The sequence below is a fragment of the Halomonas gemina genome (assembly GCF_023554995.1).
In the GTDB taxonomy this organism is placed as follows: Bacteria; Pseudomonadota; Gammaproteobacteria; order Pseudomonadales; family Halomonadaceae; genus Halomonas; species Halomonas gemina.
This window is the reverse complement of record NZ_JAMJPK010000005.1, coordinates 155,249-174,856: the sequence shown is the minus strand read 5'-3', so window position 1 is coordinate 174,856 and position 19,608 is coordinate 155,249. Positions and strand designations below refer to the sequence as shown.

Annotated in this window: 17 protein-coding genes; 6 read left to right on the top strand and 11 right to left on the bottom strand. The window is 70.3% G+C overall.

Annotated features, from left to right (window positions below; all coding sequences use genetic code 11):
- Position 1: 1 nt before the first annotated feature.
- Positions 2–271 carry an HPr family phosphocarrier protein gene (locus tag M8009_RS12280; protein WP_250061514.1) on the top strand — a complete coding sequence of 90 codons (270 nt, stop codon included), beginning with the start codon at positions 2–4 and terminating at the stop codon, positions 269–271.
- 5 nt (positions 272–276) lie between these two features.
- On the opposite strand, the gene pmbA is transcribed toward M8009_RS12280, so the two are convergent.
- Positions 277–1,617 carry a metalloprotease PmbA gene (gene pmbA, locus M8009_RS12275; RefSeq protein WP_250061512.1) on the bottom strand — a complete coding sequence of 447 codons (1,341 nt, stop codon included), beginning with the start codon at positions 1,615–1,617 and terminating at the stop codon, positions 277–279.
- Positions 1,618–1,737: 120 nt separating this feature from the next.
- On the opposite strand from pmbA, the gene yjgA reads away from it, so the two are divergent.
- Positions 1,738–2,244 (top strand): ribosome biogenesis factor YjgA, encoded by a 507-nt coding sequence (gene yjgA, locus M8009_RS12270; RefSeq protein ID WP_250061510.1) that lies wholly within the window; start codon positions 1,738–1,740, stop codon positions 2,242–2,244.
- Between the two features lie 172 nt (positions 2,245–2,416).
- On the opposite strand, the gene tldD is transcribed toward yjgA, so the two are convergent.
- Genes tldD through M8009_RS12235 form a run of 7 tightly spaced genes read right to left on the bottom strand, consistent with a single transcriptional unit; the run spans position 2,417 to position 12,322 of the window.
- Positions 2,417–3,871 (bottom strand): metalloprotease TldD, encoded by a 1,455-nt coding sequence (tldD, locus tag M8009_RS12265; RefSeq protein WP_250061508.1) that lies wholly within the window; start codon positions 3,869–3,871, stop codon positions 2,417–2,419.
- The gene (locus tag M8009_RS12260; RefSeq protein WP_250061506.1) at positions 3,868–7,719 is read right to left on the bottom strand and encodes a YhdP family phospholipid transporter; all 3,852 of its coding nucleotides are present in this window, start codon (positions 7,717–7,719) and stop codon (positions 3,868–3,870) included. The genes tldD and M8009_RS12260 overlap by 4 nt, the downstream gene beginning before the upstream one ends.
- Before the next feature lie 4 nt (positions 7,720–7,723).
- Entirely contained in the window at positions 7,724–9,187 is a 1,464-nt protein-coding gene (gene rng / locus M8009_RS12255) for a ribonuclease G (RefSeq protein ID WP_250061504.1), read from the bottom strand.
- Positions 9,188–9,220: 33 nt separating this feature from the next.
- On the bottom strand, positions 9,221–9,826 hold the full coding sequence (locus M8009_RS12250; RefSeq protein WP_250061502.1) for a Maf family protein: 606 nt from the start codon (positions 9,824–9,826) through the stop codon (positions 9,221–9,223).
- Between the two features lie 28 nt (positions 9,827–9,854).
- Positions 9,855–10,343: a rod shape-determining protein MreD gene (gene mreD / locus M8009_RS12245; RefSeq protein ID WP_250061500.1), complete on the bottom strand. Its 489-nt coding sequence runs from the start codon at positions 10,341–10,343 to the stop codon at positions 9,855–9,857.
- Positions 10,343–11,227, bottom strand: a complete 885-nt coding sequence (mreC, locus tag M8009_RS12240; RefSeq protein WP_250061923.1) for a rod shape-determining protein MreC — start codon at positions 11,225–11,227, stop codon at positions 10,343–10,345. The genes mreD and mreC overlap by 1 nt, the downstream gene beginning before the upstream one ends.
- 57 nt (positions 11,228–11,284) lie before the next feature.
- The gene (locus M8009_RS12235) at positions 11,285–12,322 is read right to left on the bottom strand and encodes a rod shape-determining protein (protein ID WP_250061499.1); all 1,038 of its coding nucleotides are present in this window, start codon (positions 12,320–12,322) and stop codon (positions 11,285–11,287) included.
- 181 nt (positions 12,323–12,503) lie between these two features.
- Here M8009_RS12235 and gatC point away from each other — a divergent pair, with 181 nt between their 5' ends.
- From gatC to M8009_RS12215, 4 genes are read left to right on the top strand one after another with little or no spacing between them, the layout of a single operon-like run.
- Entirely contained in the window at positions 12,504–12,791 is a 288-nt protein-coding gene (gene gatC, locus M8009_RS12230) for an Asp-tRNA(Asn)/Glu-tRNA(Gln) amidotransferase subunit GatC (protein ID WP_089710449.1), read from the top strand.
- A 60-nt stretch (positions 12,792–12,851) separates the two neighbouring features.
- Complete coding sequence (gene gatA / locus M8009_RS12225) at positions 12,852–14,312, top strand: Asp-tRNA(Asn)/Glu-tRNA(Gln) amidotransferase subunit GatA (RefSeq protein WP_250061497.1); 1,461 nt, start codon at positions 12,852–12,854, stop codon at positions 14,310–14,312.
- The gene (gatB, locus tag M8009_RS12220) at positions 14,312–15,766 is read left to right on the top strand and encodes an Asp-tRNA(Asn)/Glu-tRNA(Gln) amidotransferase subunit GatB (protein ID WP_250061495.1); all 1,455 of its coding nucleotides are present in this window, start codon (positions 14,312–14,314) and stop codon (positions 15,764–15,766) included. The genes gatA and gatB overlap by 1 nt, the downstream gene beginning before the upstream one ends.
- Positions 15,767–15,792: 26 nt before the next feature.
- Entirely contained in the window at positions 15,793–16,344 is a 552-nt protein-coding gene (locus M8009_RS12215) for a cupin domain-containing protein (RefSeq protein ID WP_250061493.1), read from the top strand.
- Positions 16,345–16,352: 8 nt separating this feature from the next.
- Here M8009_RS12215 and M8009_RS12210 read toward each other — a convergent pair whose 3' ends face one another.
- The 3 genes from M8009_RS12210 to M8009_RS12200 all read right to left on the bottom strand — a co-directional run bounded on the left by M8009_RS12210 (position 16,353) and on the right by M8009_RS12200 (position 19,588).
- Positions 16,353–16,523 carry a DUF6435 family protein gene (locus tag M8009_RS12210; protein ID WP_250061491.1) on the bottom strand — a complete coding sequence of 57 codons (171 nt, stop codon included), beginning with the start codon at positions 16,521–16,523 and terminating at the stop codon, positions 16,353–16,355.
- Between the two features lie 156 nt (positions 16,524–16,679).
- Positions 16,680–18,182 carry an aldehyde dehydrogenase gene (locus M8009_RS12205; protein ID WP_250061482.1) on the bottom strand — a complete coding sequence of 501 codons (1,503 nt, stop codon included), beginning with the start codon at positions 18,180–18,182 and terminating at the stop codon, positions 16,680–16,682.
- Positions 18,179–19,588, bottom strand: coding sequence for an aspartate aminotransferase family protein (locus tag M8009_RS12200; protein WP_250061480.1), 1,410 nt, complete (start codon positions 19,586–19,588; stop codon positions 18,179–18,181). The genes M8009_RS12205 and M8009_RS12200 overlap by 4 nt, the downstream gene beginning before the upstream one ends.
- Positions 19,589–19,608: the final 20 nt, after the last annotated feature.

Below are 19,608 nucleotides of genomic sequence, written 5' to 3'. Positions count from 1 at the left end.
CGTGCCGAGTCGCAAGCTGACCCTGACCAACCGGCGCGGCCTGCATGCCCGCGCCGCCACCAAGCTGGTGCAATGCTGCCAACCCTTCGACGCCCGGGTCACCGTATGCCGCGGTGAGCAGCAGGCCGACGCCGGCAACATCATGTCACTGCTGATCCTTGCCGCCCCCTGTGGCACCGAGCTCGAGGTCTGTGCCGAGGGAGAGGACGCCGACGCAGCCCTCGAGGCGATCACCCGCCTCTTCGAGGCCCGCTTCGACGAGGACGGCTGACGCCTTCAGCTGCCGGCCACCATCATCTCGTCGACCAGCCAGCTGCCGGTATGGATGCTGCCGCGGGTATCGGTATCGTCACCGACGCCGACCAGCCCACGGAACATCGTCTCCAGGTTACCGGCGATGGTGAACTCCTCCACCGGATGGCGGATCTCGCCATCCTCGACCCAGAAGCCGGCGGCGCCGCGGGAGTAGTCGCCGGTCACGCCGTTGACCCCCTGCCCCATCAGCTCGGTGACCAGCACGCCGCGGCCCATGCGGGCGAGCAACGCCTCACGGCTCTCCAGCGGTGCGCTGAGGCGCAGGTTGCGGGCACCCCCGGCATTGCCGGTGGTCTCGAGGCCCAGCCGCCGGGCACTGTAGGCCGAGAGCATGTAGCTCGCCAGGCGGCCGTCGCGCACGAAGACATTGTCGCGGGTCTGCACGCCGTCGCCGTCGAACGGCGAGCTCGCCATGGCACCGACCTCCATGGGCCGCTCGCCGAGGCTGAACCACTCGGGGAAGAGAGGGGTGTTCAGCCGATCGCACAGGAAGGAGGCCTGGCGATAGAGGGCGCCACCGGCGATCGCCCCCATCAGGTGGCCGACCAGGCCAGCGGCGAGAGTCGGGTCGAAGAGCACCGGCATCCGCCCGGTGGCCGGGCGCCGGGCGCCCAGGCGCCGCAGGGTGCGCCGGGCGGCACTCTCGCCCACCGTCTCGGCGGCGGCCATATCGCGGGGCGCACGGGCGCTGGTGTAGTCGTAGTCGCGCTGCATGCCGTTCTCGTCCTCGGCGATCAACATGCAGGAGAGCGAGTGGCGGCTGCCGCACTGGCTGCCCAGGAAGCCATGGCTGTTGGCGTAGACGCGCACCCCCTCGCCGCTGGAGAGGCTGGCCCCGTCGGAACTCCGGATGCCCGCCATGCCTCGACCGGCCGACTCGCAGCGCAGCGCCAGGTCGGTGGCCTCGTCGATGGAGAGCGGCCAGGGATGGTGGACATCGAGGTCCGGCAGCTCGGTGGCCATGAGGCGCGCATCGGCCAGCCCCGAGGCCGGGTCCTCGCCGGTGTGACGGGCGATCGCCAGCGCCTTCTCGACCACAACACGCACCGAGGCCTCGCCGGCGTCGCTGGAGGAGGCACTGCCCTTGCGCTGCCCGACATAGACGGTCACGGCGATCCCCTGGTCGCGGGACAGCTCGACCGTTTCCACCTCGCCCTCGCGGACACTGACGCCGACGCCCTGGTCGACGCTCGCCCCTATCTCGCAGGCATCGGCCCCCAGACGACGGGCCAGTTCCAGGGCCATCCGGGCGCGACTCTCCAGCAGGGTCTGCTGCGCGGCGGCATCGAAAGCCTGTGTCATGAACGTCTCTCCTCACTCGGCCGGCCAGCGGGCCGGCCCTGTCGATGGTGCATTGTCCAGCCCCGTGTTGCGGGCTGATATACTGGTGCGCAATTCGATCCCGACGGAAGTGGAACCGGCATGACCCAGGATGACCTCTCCCCGGCCGACGAGCGGCCCAGCAAGTCCCAGCTCAAGCGCGAGATGCAGGCCCTGCAGCAGCTCGGCGAGCAGATCATCGCCATGAGCGATGCCCAGCGCGCCCGCTTCCCGCTCTCCGACGACCTGCTGCGGGCCGTCGAGGAGGCGGGACGCATCAAGGCCCGCGAGGCCCGCCGGCGGCACATGCAGTACGTCGGCAAGCTGATGCGCGGCGAGGACCTCGACGGCATCCAGGCGGTATTCGACGAGATCGAGAACGAGACCCTGCGCCGTGACCATGCCTTCCACCGCCTGGAGGCGTGGCGCGACCGGCTGATCGCCGAGGGCGACGAGGCCGTGGAGGCCTTCGTCAGCGAGTTCCCCGAGGTCGACCGCCAGGCCCTGCGCCAGCTGATCCGCAATGCCCGCCGCGAACGGGAGCAGGGCAAGCCGCCGACCAACGCCCGCCGACTGTTCCGGCTGATACGCGACACCGCAGGATTATAAGCCTGACACTGCTCGGGGCTGATCCGCCGGCAGGCCCCGGAGCGCCGGACCGTCAAGGAGGCGCTGTGAATACTTCCTTGTACGCTACCGACGCCTTCCCTGGCGTAGGGCCTCCTCTTCGGCCTGCCCCCGGCGCCCCTCGCTTCACGCAGCGACAATAGCCCCGTCTGCCTCAGGACTGGGTCCCGCCCACGGTCAGCTCGTCGAGCTTGAGTGTCGGCTGGCCCACGCCCACCGGCACGCCCTGCCCCTCCTTGCCGCAGACGCCGATGCCGGTGTCGAGTTCCATGTCGTGGCCGATCATCGAGACCCGGCCCATGGCCTCGGGGCCGTTGCCGATCAGGGTCGCGCCCTTCACCGGCGCAGTGATCCGGCCGTCCTCGATCAGGTAGGCCTCGCTTGCCGAGAAGACGAACTTGCCGGAGGTGATGTCCACCTGGCCGCCGCCGAAGCTCACCGCATAGAGGCCGCGTTTCACACTCTTCAAGATGTCCGCCGGGTCGTCGCTGCCGGCGCGCATGTAGGTGTTGGTCATGCGCGGCATCGGCAGGTGGGCGAAGGACTCGCGCCGCGCGTTGCCGGTCGGCGCCATGCCCATCAGCCGTGCATTGAGCTTGTCCTGCATGTAGCCGGTCAGGATGCCGTCCTCGATCAGCGTGGTGCTCTGGCCGGGGGTCCCCTCGTCGTCGACGGAGAGCGAACCGCGACGGTCGGCGAGGGTGGCATCGTCGACCACGGTGACGCCGCGCGAGGCGACCCGCTGGCCGATCCGCCCAGCGAAGGCCGAGCTACCCTTGCGATTGAAGTCCCCCTCCAGGCCATGGCCCACCGCCTCGTGGAGCAGGATGCCCGGCCAGCCCGGGCCCAGCACCACCGGCATCTGGCCGGCCGGCGCCTCGACGGCCTCCAGATTGACCAGCGCCTGCCTCACCGCCTCCCGGGCGTAGCGCTCGGCGACGTTCTCGTCGCGCAGCCGCGCCATGGCGTAGCGGCCGCCACCGCCGGCACTGCCTCGCTCGCGGCGCCCGCCCCGCACCGCGATCACGCTGACGTTGAAGCGCACCAGGGGGCGGATGTCCGCCGCCAGGGTGCCGTCGCTGGCGCGCACCAGCACCACCTCGTGGACCCCGGTGAGCGAGGCGCTGACCTGGGCCACCGAGGGGTCCGCCGCCCGGGCCACCCGGTCGGCGAGCTTGAGCATGGCGATCTTGTCCTCGGCACTGAGGCCGGTGAGCGGGTCGACCCCGGCATAGCGCGCCTGGCCGGCCATGGCCACGCCCGGCGCCACCACCCGCCGCTCGCCGCGGCGCACGATGCCGGCGGCGGTGCGTCCGGTCTCGGCCAGGGCATCGGCGGTGATCTGGTTGGAGTAGGCAAAGCCGGTCTTCTCGCCGGCCAGGGCGCGCACCCCGACGCCGCCGTCGATGTTGTAGCTGGCCTCCTTGACCTCGCCGTCCTCCAGCACCCAGCCCTCGTGCCAGCTGCGCTGGAAGTAGAGGTCGGCATAGTCGATGCCCGGGCCCATGGCGTGGCCAAGCCCGTCATCCAGGGCCGCGAGGTCGAGGCCGCCGGGCGTCAGCAGCAGTCCAGAAGCCTCGTCGAGCATGGCGTGAGTCTGTGATGTCATTCGGCACTTTCCAGAGAGATCCGCGGCGAGGTCCAGGGGCCCTGCACGCGGTAGTGGATTCGGGTCACGCGGTCGATGACGTCGCCGAACAGCTTGTCGGCGAGGAACAGGGCACCGCCAACCACCGGGGCGCCGGCCAGTACCGCCGCCAGCGGCAGGTTGCTGCTCACCGGCACTGTGACGGCCAGGCGCTGGTCGAGTTCCCGTCGCGCCAGGTCGACGCTGCCCTCCAGGGTGAAGCGGGTCGCCGGCCCCTCGATCTCCACCGGACCGCGGGTTTCCAGCACTCCACCATACAGGGTAGCGGCACCGGTGACACGATCGAAGGCGGTCCCCTGGCCGGTGACATCGGAGAAGTCGAGCCGCAGCCGGCGCAGCAGGTTGTCGACGTTGAGCAGGCCGACGACCCGCGCCGAGGGCGACTCGATGTTGACGAAGCGCCCGTCGCGCAGCGCCACCTCGAGGCTGCCCCGGGAGCGGGCCAGGGCGAAGTGCCAGGGGGCACCCGGCCAGGCGAGCTGGCTCGTCACCCGGGTCTCGGCGCTGCGCACGGCCACCGGCTGGCCAAGCACCGCCAGGGCCGTGCCCAGGTCCCGGCCGTCCAGGTCAAGCCGCGCCCGGGTCAGGCTGTCGCCGGCCCCGCTCGCCTCCCACACCAGGTTGCCATGGGCGCTGATCTGGCCCAGCGTCAGGCCCAGAGGGTCGACCACCAGCCGGTCGGCCGACGACCGCCAGCGTCCGTTGAAGGGGCCGAGGCGTTGCCCCTGCCAGGCGATCTCGGCGACCCGCAGCCGGCCGTCCGGCAAGGACGCGAGGCCCTCCGGCAGCGGGGTCGCCTCGGGTGGCACATCGAGCTCGTCCAGCAGCTGGCCGCTGCCGCTGGCCGGCGGCACCAGGGCATCCAGCGACAGGCGGTCCAGGGCGATATCCAGGGGCTCCCCCAGGGAAGGCCGGTACGACAGCCGCCCGCTGGCCAGGCTGCCGTCCAGGGCCAGCTCCCAGCCCCCGCCCCGGGCGCCGCCCTCCACGACCAGCGAGCCCAGGCAGCGTGACTGCACCTGCAGGCAATCGGTCTCGATGGCCAGCGAGGAGAGCGCTGCCGGGGCGGCGCTGCCCCCCTGGCCGCTGTCGCGCGACGAGATCAACGGCGACAGCGCGCGGGCCCAGTCGGCCACCGCCAGGCGCGGCTGGTAGGCCGTGACGCTCCAGCCGGGCCCGCGGGGCCAGGCGTCCGGCCGGCGCCCCAGCCATGCCTGCCCCTGCCCGGAGGCACCACCGTCCAGCTCGCGCCAGCGCAGGCCCAGCCGGTCGCCCAGCCGGCCATCGAGGCGGCCCTCGGCCAGATCGAAGGTCAGCTGCAGGGGGAGGCGTGCCTCGCGGCGCTTGCCCAGCGGCTCGGGCAGGGCGATGGCCAGCCCCTCCAGGCCGCTGTCGAGGCGCAGCGAGGCGCCCTCGTCACCGATCGCCAGGCGCCCCTGCCAGGGCAGCTGCCCCTCGATCAGGCCGCCGAGGCCCGGCATGCCGCCCCACTCGGCGATGGCCTGTGCCTCGGCCGTGCCGGCGAGGTCGAGCCCGCCGCCGAGGGTATCGATCTCGCTGCGCACGGGCCCGCCCAGCAGTCGCCCGGTCAGACGTCCTTCCAGGCCCCCCTCCTCGCCGCGCTGACGCCAGGCGAGCGGGCCCTGGAGGTCACGGAACGCCAGCTCCAGGGGGGCATGGACGAGCCTCGGGAAGTCCGCCTCGGTGGCGATGTCCAGCGCCAGGGAGCCGGGCTCGCCCAGGGTCAGGGCCAGATCCAGGGTGCCGGACGCCCGGCCCTCGCCCTGCCACGCCTCCACCGCCGCCATGCCGTCGACGGGCAGCGCCATCAGGTAGCTGCGCAGCGCCTCGGCGGAGGCCTCGAGCTCACCACTGACCGCGAGCCGCTCGTCCGCCAGGCGCACCTCGCCGGCACGCGCCTCGACGCCCAGGCTCTCGGCGCGGTCCACCTCCGCGGTCAGGATCCCGTCGGCCATCCGCAGCCGCCCACTGACCTCCTCGAGGGCCGGCCACCCGGGCGCGAAGGGTAGTCGCCCCTCCTCTACCGCCAGGGCCAGCTGCAGGGCCGGCTCGATCTTCACGCCCTCACGGGCCAGGGGCACATGGAGGCGCAGCGCGCCCTCGGGCACGCGGCCGGCCACCCCACCGGCCAGCCAGTCGGCGAGCTCCGGCCCCAGTATGCCCACCGGCAGCCAGTCGATCAGGGGAGTCTCGATGGCATCCACGTCGTGCAAGTCGAGCTGGAGACCGAAGCCGCCGCGCTGGCCACCGCCCACCGAGAGCCCGAAGCCCCCCTCGACCCGGGCCCCGTTCCAGACGACCTCGAGCTCGCGCCCGCTGATGAAGCTGCGTGGGCCATCATAGGCCCAGTCGATCACGCCACTGGCCCGGGAGAGTGCCATGGGCGGGCCGAACACCCGGGGAAAGTGCAGCCGACTGTCGCGGCCGGCGAACTCGACATGGCCCCTGAGGTCCCGCGAGGTCACCCAGACATCCAGGGGGCCGCCCCCGGGGGCATGCTGCCAGGGAGAGACCGCCACCTCGGAGGCCGACGCCCGGGCGACCCAGTTGCTGCCCTCCCGGCCGAGCCCCAGGCCGGTGACCCGTCCGCGCGGGTCCAGGCTGTCGATCACCCGCGCCAGGGCCTCCGGCAGCGGCAACCGGTCGCGCCAGGCGGCCAGGGCACCAAGGTCGAACTCGCTGGTGTTGAGCCACCAGCCATCGTCGCGGCTGCGGGCATGCCAGTAATGTGGCACGGCCGGTCCCGTGGCCACCTCACCATTCCCTTCCGGACGGGCCCAGTCGGCACTGCGCGCATCGCCCTCGAGCCAGGCCTGCCAGCCCGATGCCTCGCGCAGCCACTGGCCGCGGGCCGTCACCCGGTTGAGCACGATGGCCGGGGATGACGCCTCGTCGGCGGCCGACTCGGGCTCGGCAAGGGCCAGCAGAGGCGCGTCGAGGTCGAGGCGCAGGTCGGCGAGGCGGCCAGCATGCCAGCGGCCCCAGAGGCGCGCCTCGCCACTGGCGGCCTCCAGGCGCAGGGCGTCGCCATAGCCCAGCACCTCGGAGAGTCCCAGCAGGCTGTCGAGCTGCATCTCGGCCTGCAGGGCCGCACTGAAGTCGCTCAGCCCGGAGGGCCCGGGGACCAGCTCCATCACCGCCCGGATGGCCTGCTCCCGCTGCCCCTCCACCAGCACCTCGCCCTCCAGGTGGGTGCGGCGCGCATCCCCCGTCATCACCAGGCGGGGCGCCTTGAGCACGGCGCGTGTCTTCTGGCCATGCAGCACCAGGCTGACCTCCTCGACCCAGGCGCTCTGGCGCAGCAGCATGCCGACCCAGAAGTCGAGGCGGTCGAGGTCGAAGGCGGTCTCGGGAACCAACTCGGGGGGAAGCTCCGCAGGGGCCGGCCAGTGCCAGCGCCCGGCATCGTCCTGGTAAAGGTGCACGGTCACGCCCGTCACCCGGGCGTCGGCCACCAGGGGTACGCCGGCGGCCAGGCTGGCGAGGCTGTCCAGGCGTAGCTGCGCCTGCTCCACCTCGAGCAGCAGAATATGCCCCAGCCCCTCTCGCGAACGGATCTGCAGGCCGTCGATCGCCAGGTGGGGGTCATAGCGCTGCAGGCCGGCCGTCAGGTCGTCCAGCTCCACCACCGCATTGAAGCGCGCCGAGAGCAGGCGCTCGAGTCGCGGGCCCTGCTCCTCGAGCAGCACCGGCAGCAGGCGTAGCACCAGGGTCAGCACTGCCAGCAGCGCCAGCAGCAGCGCCACCAGGGTCAACAGCCAGCGAGAGACCAGGCGGGTCGGGGACATGGGCTCACATCAGCACGATATCGTACTGCTCCTGGGAGTAGTGGGTCTCCACCTGGAAGCGGATCGGCTTGCCGATGAACTCCTCCAGGTCGGCCACCGCGGCGGACTCTTCGTCGAGCAGGCGATCCACCACCGCCTGGGAGGCCAGCACAGCATAAGTCTCAGCGCTGTAGGCCCGGTCCTCGCGCAGGATCTCGCGGAAGATCTCGTAGCAGACCGACTCCGGGGTCTTGAGGGTACCGCGACCCGTGCAGGTCGGACAGGGCTCGCACAGCGTCTGCTCCAGGCTCTCCCGGGTGCGCTTGCGGGTCAGCTGGACGAGGCCCAGTTCGGTGACACCGGTGCACTTGGTCTTGGCGTGGTCGCGCTCCAGCGACTTCTCGAGCATGCGCAGCACCTGGCGCTGGTGCTCCGGGTCGTCCATGTCGATGAAGTCGATGATGATGATGCCGCCGAGGTTACGCAGCCGCAGCTGGCGGGCGATGGCGGTGGCGGCCTCGAGGTTGGTCTTGAAGATCGTCTCCTCGAGGTTGCGATGGCCCACGTAGCCGCCGGTGTTAACATCGATGGTGGTCATCGCCTCGGTGGGGTCGATGACCAGATACCCCCCCGACTTGAGCTGCACCTTGCGCCCCAGCGCCTTGTGGATCTCGTCCTCGACGCTGAACAGGTCGAAGATCGGCCGCTCGCCGGCATAGTGCTCGATGCGCTCCACCGCCGCGGGCATGAACTCCTGGGCGAACTCGATCAGCTTGACGTAGTTCTCCCGGGAGTCGATGCGCACCTTCTCGATGTCGTCGCGCATCACGTCGCGCAGGGTACGCATGAACAGCGGGAGGTCGTCATAGACCACGCTGGGGGCCGGCGCGGTCACCTTGCGCTCGCTGACCCGTCGCCACAGGCGCAGCAGGAAGTGCATGTCGGCGGCGAGCTCCTCGACGCCGACGCCCTCGGCGGCGGTACGCACGATGAAGCCGCCGCTCACTTCCAGCTGCTGCTCGGAGCCGGCCGCCTCAACCAGGCCGCGCAGGCGCTCGCGCTCCATCTCGTCCTCGATGCGCTGGGAGACCCCGTGGTGAGGCGAATCGGGCATGTAGACCAGGTAGCGCGAGGGCACCGAGAGGTGGGTGGTCAGCCGCGCGCCCTTGGAACCGATCGGGTCCTTGGTCACCTGCACCACCAGGGCCTGGCCCTCATGGAGCAGCTGCGAGATGGAGACCTGTTCGTCGGCCGGCGTGCCGGGGGCCATCACCTCGTGGGCGTGAATGAAGGCGGCACGGTCCAGGCCGATGTCGACGAAGGCGGCCTGCATGCCCGGCAGTACGCGCACCACCTTGCCCTTGTAGATGTTGCCGACGATGCCGCGGCGCCGGGCCCGCTCGATGAAGGCCTCCTGCAGCACGCCGTTCTCCACCACGGCGACACGGGTTTCCATAGGCGTCAGGTTGATGAGTACTTCACCGCTCATGCGGAAATCCTTGTCCAGAAAAGTCTGCGGCCATTATGACATAGGCCCGCTCTGGAGCGCCCCGTTCCAGAGCGGCACGCCCTGCCGGGCCAGCAGCTCGGCGGTCTCGAAGAGCGGCAGCCCCACCACGGCCGAGTAGCTGCCCTCGATATGCTCGACAAACACCGCCGCCAGGCCCTGGATGGCATAGCCCCCGGCCTTGTCCGCCGGCTCCCCGGTGGCCCAGTAGGCGGCGAGCTCCGCGTTGCTGATCTCGCGCAAGAAGACGCGGGTGGTCACGCAGGCCGTCAGCAGCCCGGCGGGGCCGGTGACCGCCACCCCGGTGAGCACCTCGTGGGCACGGCCGGCAAGCCGGCGCAGCATGGCCGCGGCCTGCTCTCGCCCCGCCGGCTTGCCGAGGATCGCGCCGTCGCTGACCACGGCGGTATCCGACCCCAGGGCGGGGAGCGCGGAGAGACGGGCACCGGCCAGCGCCTTCTCCCGGGCCAGGCGAACCACATAGTCGGGTGCGGCCTCGCCGGCTCTCGGCGTCTCGTCGATGTCCACGGGGCGCACCTCCGCCGCCACGCCGATGGCGGCGAGCAGGTCGCGGCGGCGCGGCGAAGCCGAGGCCAGGCACAGCACGGGATCGGGGGTCATGGCAGCTCCGGGGCAGGGGGCATGCGGGTCAGTCGCGGGCGAGGCGGCGTCTCAGCGCCTCGAACAGCGTGGTCAGCCAGGGCCAGAGCACCGCCCCGATCAGCGCGGAGAGCAAGAAGGAGAGGTGCATCGAGACGGGCCCGAACAGGGCCCTGAGCCACTGTTCGGCGAGCTGGACCATGCCCAGCAGCACGAAGATCAGCACCGCCTGCTGGACCAGCGAATAGGCCCGGAAGCGCGCATAGACCAGGGCGCAGAGGAAGGCCAGCAGCGACAGCAGCAGGGCATTCTGTCCCAGCGGCGCGCCCTCGATGAGATCCAACAGAAGACCCAGCACGAAGCCGTGGAAGACGCCGACCCGCAGCGGCTCGCGCATGCACCAGTAGATCAGCATCAGGCCCAGCCAGTCGGGGCGCCAGACCTGCCAGCCATCCGCCAGCGGCATCACCTGCAGGCACAGGGAAAGCAGCAGGGTCACCCAGATCCACAGCAGGTTGGCAGGCGGGGATGTGGCCATCAGGGCGTCTCCTCGTCGGCTGCGGCCGAGCCGACCCGGCGGGCCGCCTCGAGGGCCGGGGCCGCCAGTTGCCCCTCGGGCGGCGCGGCGGGCGGCGCGGCGGGCGGCGCGGGCGGAAAGAGCAGCAGGAAGTGCCGCGAACGCTGCAGCTGGGCCACGGGCGCGGCGGTGACCCGAGCGAAGGGCTGGCCCGGGTCATGGACCACCGCCGAGACCCTGGCCACCGGGTAGCCCGGCGGGAAGCGCCCGCCCAGCCCCGAGGTGGTCAGCAGGTCGCCCTCGCGGATGTCGGCCGTGTCGGGGACATGCATGACGTCGAGGGCGTCGTAGCTGCCCGCCCCCTGGAGGACGAAGCGCAGCCCGTTGCGATTGACCTGGACCGGCAGGGCATGGCTCGCATCCGCCAGCAGCAGCACCCGGCTGGAATAGGCGGAGGTGGCGGTGATCTGGCCGACCAGCCCCGAGGCGTCCAGCACCGGCTGGCCGACGTAGACGCCATCCCGGCGACCGCGGTCGATGACCATCTGATGGGTGAAGGGGTCGGGGTCCAGCGACAGCAGCTCGGCGGTGATGTAGGGCATGTCGCGCTGGCGGGTGGCCGCAAGCAGCTCTCGCAGCCGCACGTTCTCGGCGGTCAGGCTCGCCATGCGCTGCACACGGTGGGACAGCGTCAGGATCTGCTCGCGCAGGCGGCGGTTCTCGTCCACCAGGGCCCGCTGGTCGGAGAGCGCCAGCGAGCCCCAGTTGAGGACGTCGCTGGGCAGGCTGACCAGCCACTGAATGGGCGCCACCAAGGTGGAGAGCTGGGCCCGCACGGGCTCCATACGGGTAAAGCGCGTATCGGCGAACATCAGCGCCGACGCCAGGATCACGCACAGCAGGATGCGATAGCCCGGCAGCGGTCCATGCGAGAACAGCGGCTTGATAGGGCACCCCCCGAGTCAGTCGCTGGACAGCAGCTCGAAGGTGTGCTGGTCGATCATCTCCAGGGCCTTGCCGCCACCGCGGGCCACGCAGGTCAGCGGGTCCTCGGCGACGATCACCGGCAGCCCGGTCTCCTCGGCGATCAACTTGTCGAGGTCGCGCAGCAGCGCCCCGCCACCGGTCAGCACCAGACCACGCTCGGCGATATCCGAGGCGAGCTCCGGCGGCGACTGCTCCAGCGCGCTCTTCACCGCGGCGACGATGGAGCCGAGGGTCTCCTGGAGGGCATCGAGGATCTCGTGGGAGTTGAGGGTAAAGCTGCGCGGGATGCCCTCGGCCAGGTTGCGGCCGCGCACGTCGATCTCGCGCAGCTCGCCCCCCGGATAGGCGCAACCGATCTCCTCCTTGATGCGCTCTGCGGTGGCCTCGCCGATCAGGCTGCCATAGTGGCGGCGCACGTAGGCGGTGATCGCCTCGTCGAAGCGGTCGCCGCCGACGCGGATGGACTCCGAATAGACCACGCCGTTGAGCGAGATGATGGCGATCTCGCTGGTGCCGCCGCCGATGTCGACGACCATCGACCCCTGGGCCTCCTCCACTGGCAGGCCGGCGCCGATGGCGGCCGCCATGGGCTCCTCGATCAGGAACACCTCGCGGGCCCCGGCACCCTCGGCAGACTCCTTGATGGCGCGGCGCTCGACCTGGGTCGACATGCAGGGCACGCAGACCAGCACGCGAGGGCTCGGCGTCAGGAAGGTGCTCTGGTGCACCTTGCGGATGAAGTACTGCAGCATCTGCTCGGTGACGGTGAAGTCGGCGATCACGCCGTCCTTCATCGGGCGGATGGCGGTGATGTTGCCGGGAGTCCGACCCAGCATGCGCTTGGCATCGGCCCCCACCGCGGCCACGCTGCGCATGTTGCCGGACTGGCGAATCGCCACGACCGACGGCTCGTTAAGCACGATGCCGCGACCGCGGACATAGATCAGCGTATTGGCCGTCCCCAGATCGATCGATAGATCGCTGGAAAACAGCCCCCTCAAGCGTTTGAACATGGAGTCGTTACCTAGTGCAGTCCGGGAACCCTGTGCGGACGCAAACGGTATCACCGCGGCCCCCCAGCAGCAAGCAGAGTCCCGCGGCGTGCGGCATTCCCGGACCTGCCAGCGAGGCGATGGATGTGGTACCTTCTGCGGTCATTTCCATGACCCCACTGCCTGTCGAGGACATCCGATCATGGCGCTTGAACACGCAGACGTTCTCAGGGCCGCCCACCTGGCCCGGCTCGGCCTGGACGACGACGAGGCCGCCCACTACCTGGACGACCTGGGCCGCATCCTGGCAATGGTCGACCAGCTCCAGACCCTGGACACCGAAGGGGTCGCGCCGTTGGCCCACCCCCTGGAGACCACCCAGCGGCTGCGCGCCGACGAGGTCACCGAGACCGACCAGCGCAGCCGCTTCCAGCGCTGCGCCCCGGCGGTGGAACAGGGCCTCTACCTGGTCCCGCGGGTCGTCGAATGAGCCGAATGCCCCATGCCACTCCCATCCGTTTCCGGCAAGCCATCACGGAGCCCAGGGCCCATGCATGACAAGACTCTGACGGAACTCGCCGCCGGCCTCGCCGCCGGCGAGTTCTCCAGCCGCGAGCTCACCCAGGCGCTGCTCGCGCGTGTCGAGCGCCTCGACGGTGACCTCAACAGCTTTATCACCGTGACCGCCGAACAGGCCCTCGATGCCGCCGACCGGGCCGATGCCGCCCGCGCCGCCGGCAACGCCGGCCCGCTGACCGGCGTGCCCCTGGCGCTGAAGGACATCTTCTGCACCGAGGGCGTCAAGACCAGTGCCGGCTCGAAGATGCTCGACACCTTCGTCGCCCCCTATGACGCCACCGTGGTCGAGAAGCTCAGGGCCGCCGGCACCGTGAGCCTGGGCAAGACCAACATGGACGAGTTCGCCATGGGCTCCTCCAACGAGAACAGCTTCTTCGGGCCGGTACAGAACCCCTGGGACCCGAATGCCGTACCGGGCGGCAGCTCCGGCGGCAGTGCCGCCGCCGTGGCCGCCGGCCTGGTGCCCGCCGCCATGGGCACCGACACCGGCGGCTCGATCCGCCAGCCGGCCGCCTTCTGCGGCATCACCGGCCTCAAGCCCACCTACGGGCGGGTCTCGCGCTACGGCATCATCGCCTACGCCTCGAGCCTCGACCAGGCCGGCCCCCTGGCCCGCACCGCCGAGGACTGCGCCCGCCTGCTCACCGCCATCGCCGGCCATGACCCGCGCGACTCCACCAGCGTGGCCCGCGGGGTGCCCGACTACACCGAAGAACTCGATGCGCCCCTGGCCGGGCTCAAGATCGGCCTGCCCCGGGAGTACTTCGGCGAGGGCCTCGATCCCGCGGTGGAGGGCGCCGTGCGCGAGGCGATCGGCGTCTACGAGTCGCTGGGGGCCACGGTGCGCGAGGTGAGCCTGCCGCATACCCACTACGCCATCCCGGCCTACTACGTCATCGCCCCGGCGGAGGCCTCGTCCAACCTGGCGCGCTACGACGGGGTGCGCTTCGGCCACCGCTGCGAGAATCCCGCCGACCTGACCGACCTCTACAAGCGCTCACGGGCCGAGGGCTTCGGCGAGGAGGTCAAGCGGCGCATCCTGATGGGCACCCACACCCTCTCCGAGGGCTTCTTCGATGCCTACTACAAGAAGGCCCAGCGGGTCCGCCGGCTGATCCGCCAGGACTTCCTGGATGCCTTCGACGAGGTCGACGTGCTGATGGGCCCCGCCTCGCCGACCCCGGCCTTCGACCTGGGCGCCAGGAAGGACCCGGTCTCGATGTACCTGCAGGACATCTACACCATCGCCATCAACCTGGCGGGCATCCCCGGCATCAGCGTGCCGGCCGGCTTCGTGGGCAACCGCCCCGTGGGGCTCCAGATACTGGGCACCCACTTCGCCGAGGCGCGGCTGCTCAACGTCGCCCACCAGTTCCAGCAGGCCACCGATTGGCACCTGCGTCGTCCCGCGCTTGCCGAGGAGACCCTCTGATGCAATGGGAAACCGTGATCGGGCTGGAGGTCCACGTCCAGCTCGACACCCGATCGAAGATCTTCTCCGGCGCCTCCACCGCCTTCGGCGCCGAACCCAACAGCCAGGCCTGCGCCGTGGACCTCGGCCTCCCCGGCGTGCTGCCGGTGCTCAACGAGGCCGCGGTGGCCATGGCCGTGCAGTTCGGGCTGGGGATCCACGCCGAGATCCCCGAGGTCTCGGTCTTCGACCGCAAGAACTACTTCTACCCGGACCTGCCCAAGGGCTACCAGACCAGCCAGATGTATCACCCCATCGTCGGTCCCGGCGAGGTGGAGATCACCCTGGAGGATGGCGCGACCAAGCGCATCCGCGTGCATCACGCCCACCTAGAGGAGGATGCCGGCAAGTCGCTCCACGAGGACTTCCACGGCATGACCGGGATCGACCTCAACCGCGCCGGCACCCCGCTGCTGGAGATCGTCTCCGAGCCGGACATGCGCTCGGCGAAGGAGGCCGCGGCCTACCTCAAGGCGATCCACTCCATCGTCACCTACCTGGGCATCTCGGACGGCAACATGGCCGAAGGCTCGATGCGCTGCGACGTCAACGTCTCGGTCCGCCCCCGGGGCCAGGCAAGCTTCGGTACCCGCGCCGAGATCAAGAACGTCAACTCCTTCCGCTTCGTCGAGCGCGCCATCGCCTTCGAGGTGGAGCGCCAGGTCGAGCTGCTCGAGGATGGCGGCGAGGTAGTCCAGGAGACACGCCTGTTCGACCCGGAGCGCAACGAGACGCGCAGCATGCGCACCAAGGAGCAGGCCAACGACTACCGCTACTTCCCCTGCCCCGACCTGCTGCCGGTGGTGCTCGACCGGGCCTATGTCGACCACCTGCGCGACAACCTGCCGGAGCTGCCCGCCGACAAGCGTGCCCGCTTCCAGGATGCGCTGGGGCTCTCCGCGTACGACGCCGGCGTGCTCTCGGCGAGCCGCGAGATGGCCGAGTACTTCGAGGCGGTCAAGGAGGTCTGTGGCGATGCCAAGCTGGCCGCCAACTGGGTCCAGGGCGAGCTCTCCGGGGCCCTGAACCGCGAGGGCCTGCCGATCCAGGACAGCCCGGTCTCGGCGACCCAGCTCGGCGAGCTGGTCAGTCGGGTGATGGATGACACCATCAACGGCAAGGCTGCCAAGCAGGTCTTCCAGGCGCTGTGGAACGGCGAGGGCCAGTCCGCCGACGAGGTGATCGAGGCCAAGGGGCTCAAGCAGGTCACCGACACCGGCGCCATCGAGGCGATGATCGACCGGGTCATCGCCGACAGCCCCGCCCAGGTGGCGCAATATCGGGATGCCGAGGCCGACAAGCGCGGCAAGATGATCGGCTACTTCGTCGGCCAGGTGATGAAGGCCTCGCGGGGCACCGCCAACCCCCAGCAGGTGAATGCGCTGCTGAAAGAGAAGCTCGACGCGCTGTGCTGAACCCGCGCTGAGGGAAGGAGAACCGGATGTCGGATGATGTCGGCGCACGACTGCGCGCCCTGCGCACCCTGAAGGGCATCTCCCAGCGCGAGCTGGCCAAGCGCTGCGGGGTCACCCACTCCAGCCTGTCGCTGATCGAGCAGGGCAAGGTAAGCCCCTCGGTCAGCTCGCTGAAGAAGATCCTCGATGCCATTCCCATGAGCGTCGGGGACTTCTTCACCATGGACCTGGAGAACGGCCGGCGGGTGTTCTACTCGGCCGAGGAACTGGCCGACGTGGGCTCGGGCGACGTCATCTACAAGCTGGTGGGCGCCGATCGCCGCGATCGCGCCCTGGGCTTCATGATCGAGACCTATCCGCCCGGGGCCGACACCGGCCGCGAGATGATTGCCCACCAGGGCGAGGAGGCCGGCGTGGTGCTGGAGGGCGAGATCGAGATCACCATCGGCGCCGACGCCCGCGTGCTTGGCCCTGGCGAAGCCTACTACTTCGAGACCAACGTCCCCCACCGCTTCCGCAACCCCGGCAGCGAGCCCTGCCGCCTGGTCAGCTGCGCGACCCCGGCGCGGACCTTCTGACCCGTCCCTCAGGACGACTTCAGCTTCTCGATCTCCTCGCGCAGCGCCTCCGCCTCCTCGGTCAGGGAGGCGTTGGCGCGCATGTCGCCATTGCGGGCGGCCAGCATGGCTTGCTCGAGCTTCTGCTCGTAGGTCTTCTGCAGCTTCTTCGACGGGTCGCTCTTGAGGAAATCGAACATGGCGGTGGCTCCTGCGGGGAATGTCCCTTCAGGCTACTCCTCCGGACGGCAAAAAGCTATGCAATAGCTTTACAACTAGATATATCAGTACATGAAAGCGGCGAGGCCGGCACCCCGGGGGGCCGGCCTCGCCGCTTTCATGCAGAGGAGCGCGGGTCAGGTACTGAGCGACATCCAGACGCTCTTGAGGTCGGAGTACTCCTCCAGGGAGTGATGGGACTTGTCGCGTCCGTTGCCGGACTGCTTGACCCCGCCGAAGGGCATGGTCTGGTCGCCGCCGGCCCAGTTGTTGACGAACACCTGGCCGGAGGCCAGCCGACGCGTCACGCGCATGATGCGGTCGATATCCTGGCTCCACAGGCCGGCGGCCAGACCGAAGTCGCTGTCGTTGGCCATGGCGATGGCCTCCTCCTCGCTGTCGAAGCCGAACACCGCGAGCACCGGGCCGAAGACCTCCTCGCGGCCGATGGCCATCGCCGGGGTCACGCCGTCGAACACCGTGGGCGGGATGAAAAGCCCCTTGCCCTCCAGCGCCTCGCCACCGCAACGCAACCTGGCCCCCTCCTCGACGCCCTGGCGGACATAATCGAGGATGCGGCGGTACTGGGCGTCATCGACGATCGCTCCCATGAAGCTCTCGGGGTCGAGCGGGTCGCCGGGCTGCATCGCCTCGGCGGCAGCCAGCACCTTCTCGACGAAGGTCTCGCGGATGGCGTTCTCCACCAGCAGGCGGGAACCGGCGATACACACCTCGCCCTGGTTGTGGAAGATCGCCTCGGCGGCATGGCAGGCGACCCTGTCCAGGTCCTTGCAGTCGGCGAAGACCAGATTGGGGCTCTTGCCGCCGCACTCCAGGTAGAGCCGCTTGAGGTTGGACTGGCCGGCATACTGCATCAGCTGCTTGCCCACCCCGGTGGAGCCGGTGAAGGCCAGGCAGTCGACCTGCATGGAGAGCGCCAGCGCCTTGCCCACGGTGTGGCCGAAGCCCGGCAGCACCTGGAAGACGCCACGCGGCAGGCCCGCCTCTCGGGCCAGCTGGGCCAGGCGCAGCGCGGAGAGCGGCGACTTCTCCGAGGGCTTGAGGATGACGCTGTTGCCGGCGGCCAGCGCCGGGGCGATCTTCCAGGCGGTCATCATCAGCGGGAAGTTCCAGGGCACGATGGAGGCCACCACGCCCAGCGGCTCACGCAGCACCAGCGCCAGGGTCTCCTCGCCGGTGGGGGCCACCTCGCCATAGAGCTTGTCGATGCACTCCGCCTGGTAGCGGATGCAGCCGATGGCCCCGGCCATGTCGCCCAGCGAGCTATTCACCGGTTTGCCCATGTCCAGGGTATCGAGCAGCGCCAGCTCGTACTTGTTGGCCTCCATCAGGTCGGCCAGGCGCAGCAGCACCTTCTTGCGCCGCCCCGGCGCCAGGCGCGACCAGTCGCCCCGGTCGAAGGCTGCCCGGGCGTGCCCCACCGCCAGCTCGGCGTCGGGGCCGTCGCAGCTGGCAACCCGAGCCAGCAACTCGCCGGTGGCCGGGTTCGTTGTCTCGAAGGTCTCGCCGCTGGCGGCCTCGACGAAGGCGTCGTCGATGAAGGCGCGCGACTCGAGGGTCAGGCCGGCGGCCAGGGCCTGCCAGTCGGCCAGCGTCTTGGGGGGTGCGGGGTGGCTCATGCGGGTCTCTCCTCGGTATGCGGTTCGTCGGCAACCCTCGGCGACAGGCGCCGGGCGGTCTCGTCCAGCGCCTCTCGGGCCAGGGTCACCAGTTCATCGATCTGCTCGCGGGTGATCACCAGGGGCGGGGCGATGATCATCGTATCACCCACCGAGCGCATCACCAGGCCACGGCGGAAGCTGATGTCGCGGCACAGGTTGCCGGCGGCGAGGGCCTTGTCGAAGCGCTCGCCGCTGGCCGGGTCGATGAGCTCCAGGGCGCCCATCAGTCCCAGCGAGCGGGCCTCGCCGACCAGCGGATGGTCGGCGAGCGTGGCCCAGCGCTGGGCCAGGTAGGGGCCCAGTTCGTCGCGCACCCGCTCGACCACCCCCTCGGCCTCCAGGATCTCCAGGTTCTTCAGCGCCACCGCGGCACACACCGGGTGGCCCGAGTAGGTGAAGCCGTGGAAGAACTCGCCGCCCGCCTCGATCAGGGTGTCGGCGACCCGGTCGCCGACCAGCACCCCGCCGATCGGCAGGTAGCCGGAGGAAAGCCCCTTGGCGATGGGCATCAGGTCGGGGGCGAGATCAAAGTGGACGCTGCCGAACCATTCGCCCAGGCGACCGAAGCCGCAGATCACCTCGTCCACCACCAGCAGGATGTCGTACTTCGCCAGCACCGCCTTGACCGCCGGCCAGTAGCTTTCCGGTGGCATGATGGCGCCACCGGCGCCCTGCACCGGCTCGGCGATAAAGGCCGCGACGTTCTCCTCGCCCAGTTCCAAGATCTTCTCCTCGATGGCCGCCGCGCATTCCCGCCCGAAGGCCTCGGGATCCTGGCCCTCGGGACGCCCCTCTCCAAACCGCCCTTCGCCAAACCAGTAGGGCTGACGCACATGGGTGATACCCGGTACGCAGGGCCCGCCCTGGTCGTGCATCGGCGCCATGCCGCCCAGGCTCATGCCGGCCACGGTGGAGCCGTGGTAGCCGTTCTCGCGGCCGATGATCCACTGCTTCTCCGGCCTGCCCTCGAGCGCCCAGTAGCGGCGCACCATGCGCAGCACGGTGTCGTTGGCCTCGGAACCGGAGCCGGTGAAGAAGACGTGGTTGAGGTGCGCCGGCGCCAGCGCGCAGAGCCTCTCGGCGAGCTTCACCGCCGGCGGGTGCGTGGTCTTGAAGAAGTTGTTGTAGTAGGGCAGCCGGCGCATCTGCTCGGCGGCGGCCGCGACCAACTCCTCGCGCCCGTAGCCCAGGTTGACGCACCACAGGCCCGCCATGCCGTCGAGGATACGCTGGCCCTCGGCGTCGTAGATGTAGATCCCCTCGGCGCGCTCGATGATGCGGCTGCCCTCCTCGCCCAGCGCCTTGAAGTCGGTGAAGGGGTGCAGGTGGTGGGCACGGTCCAGTGCCTGAAGCGAATGCGACATGATGGCTCTCCGGGATCGGG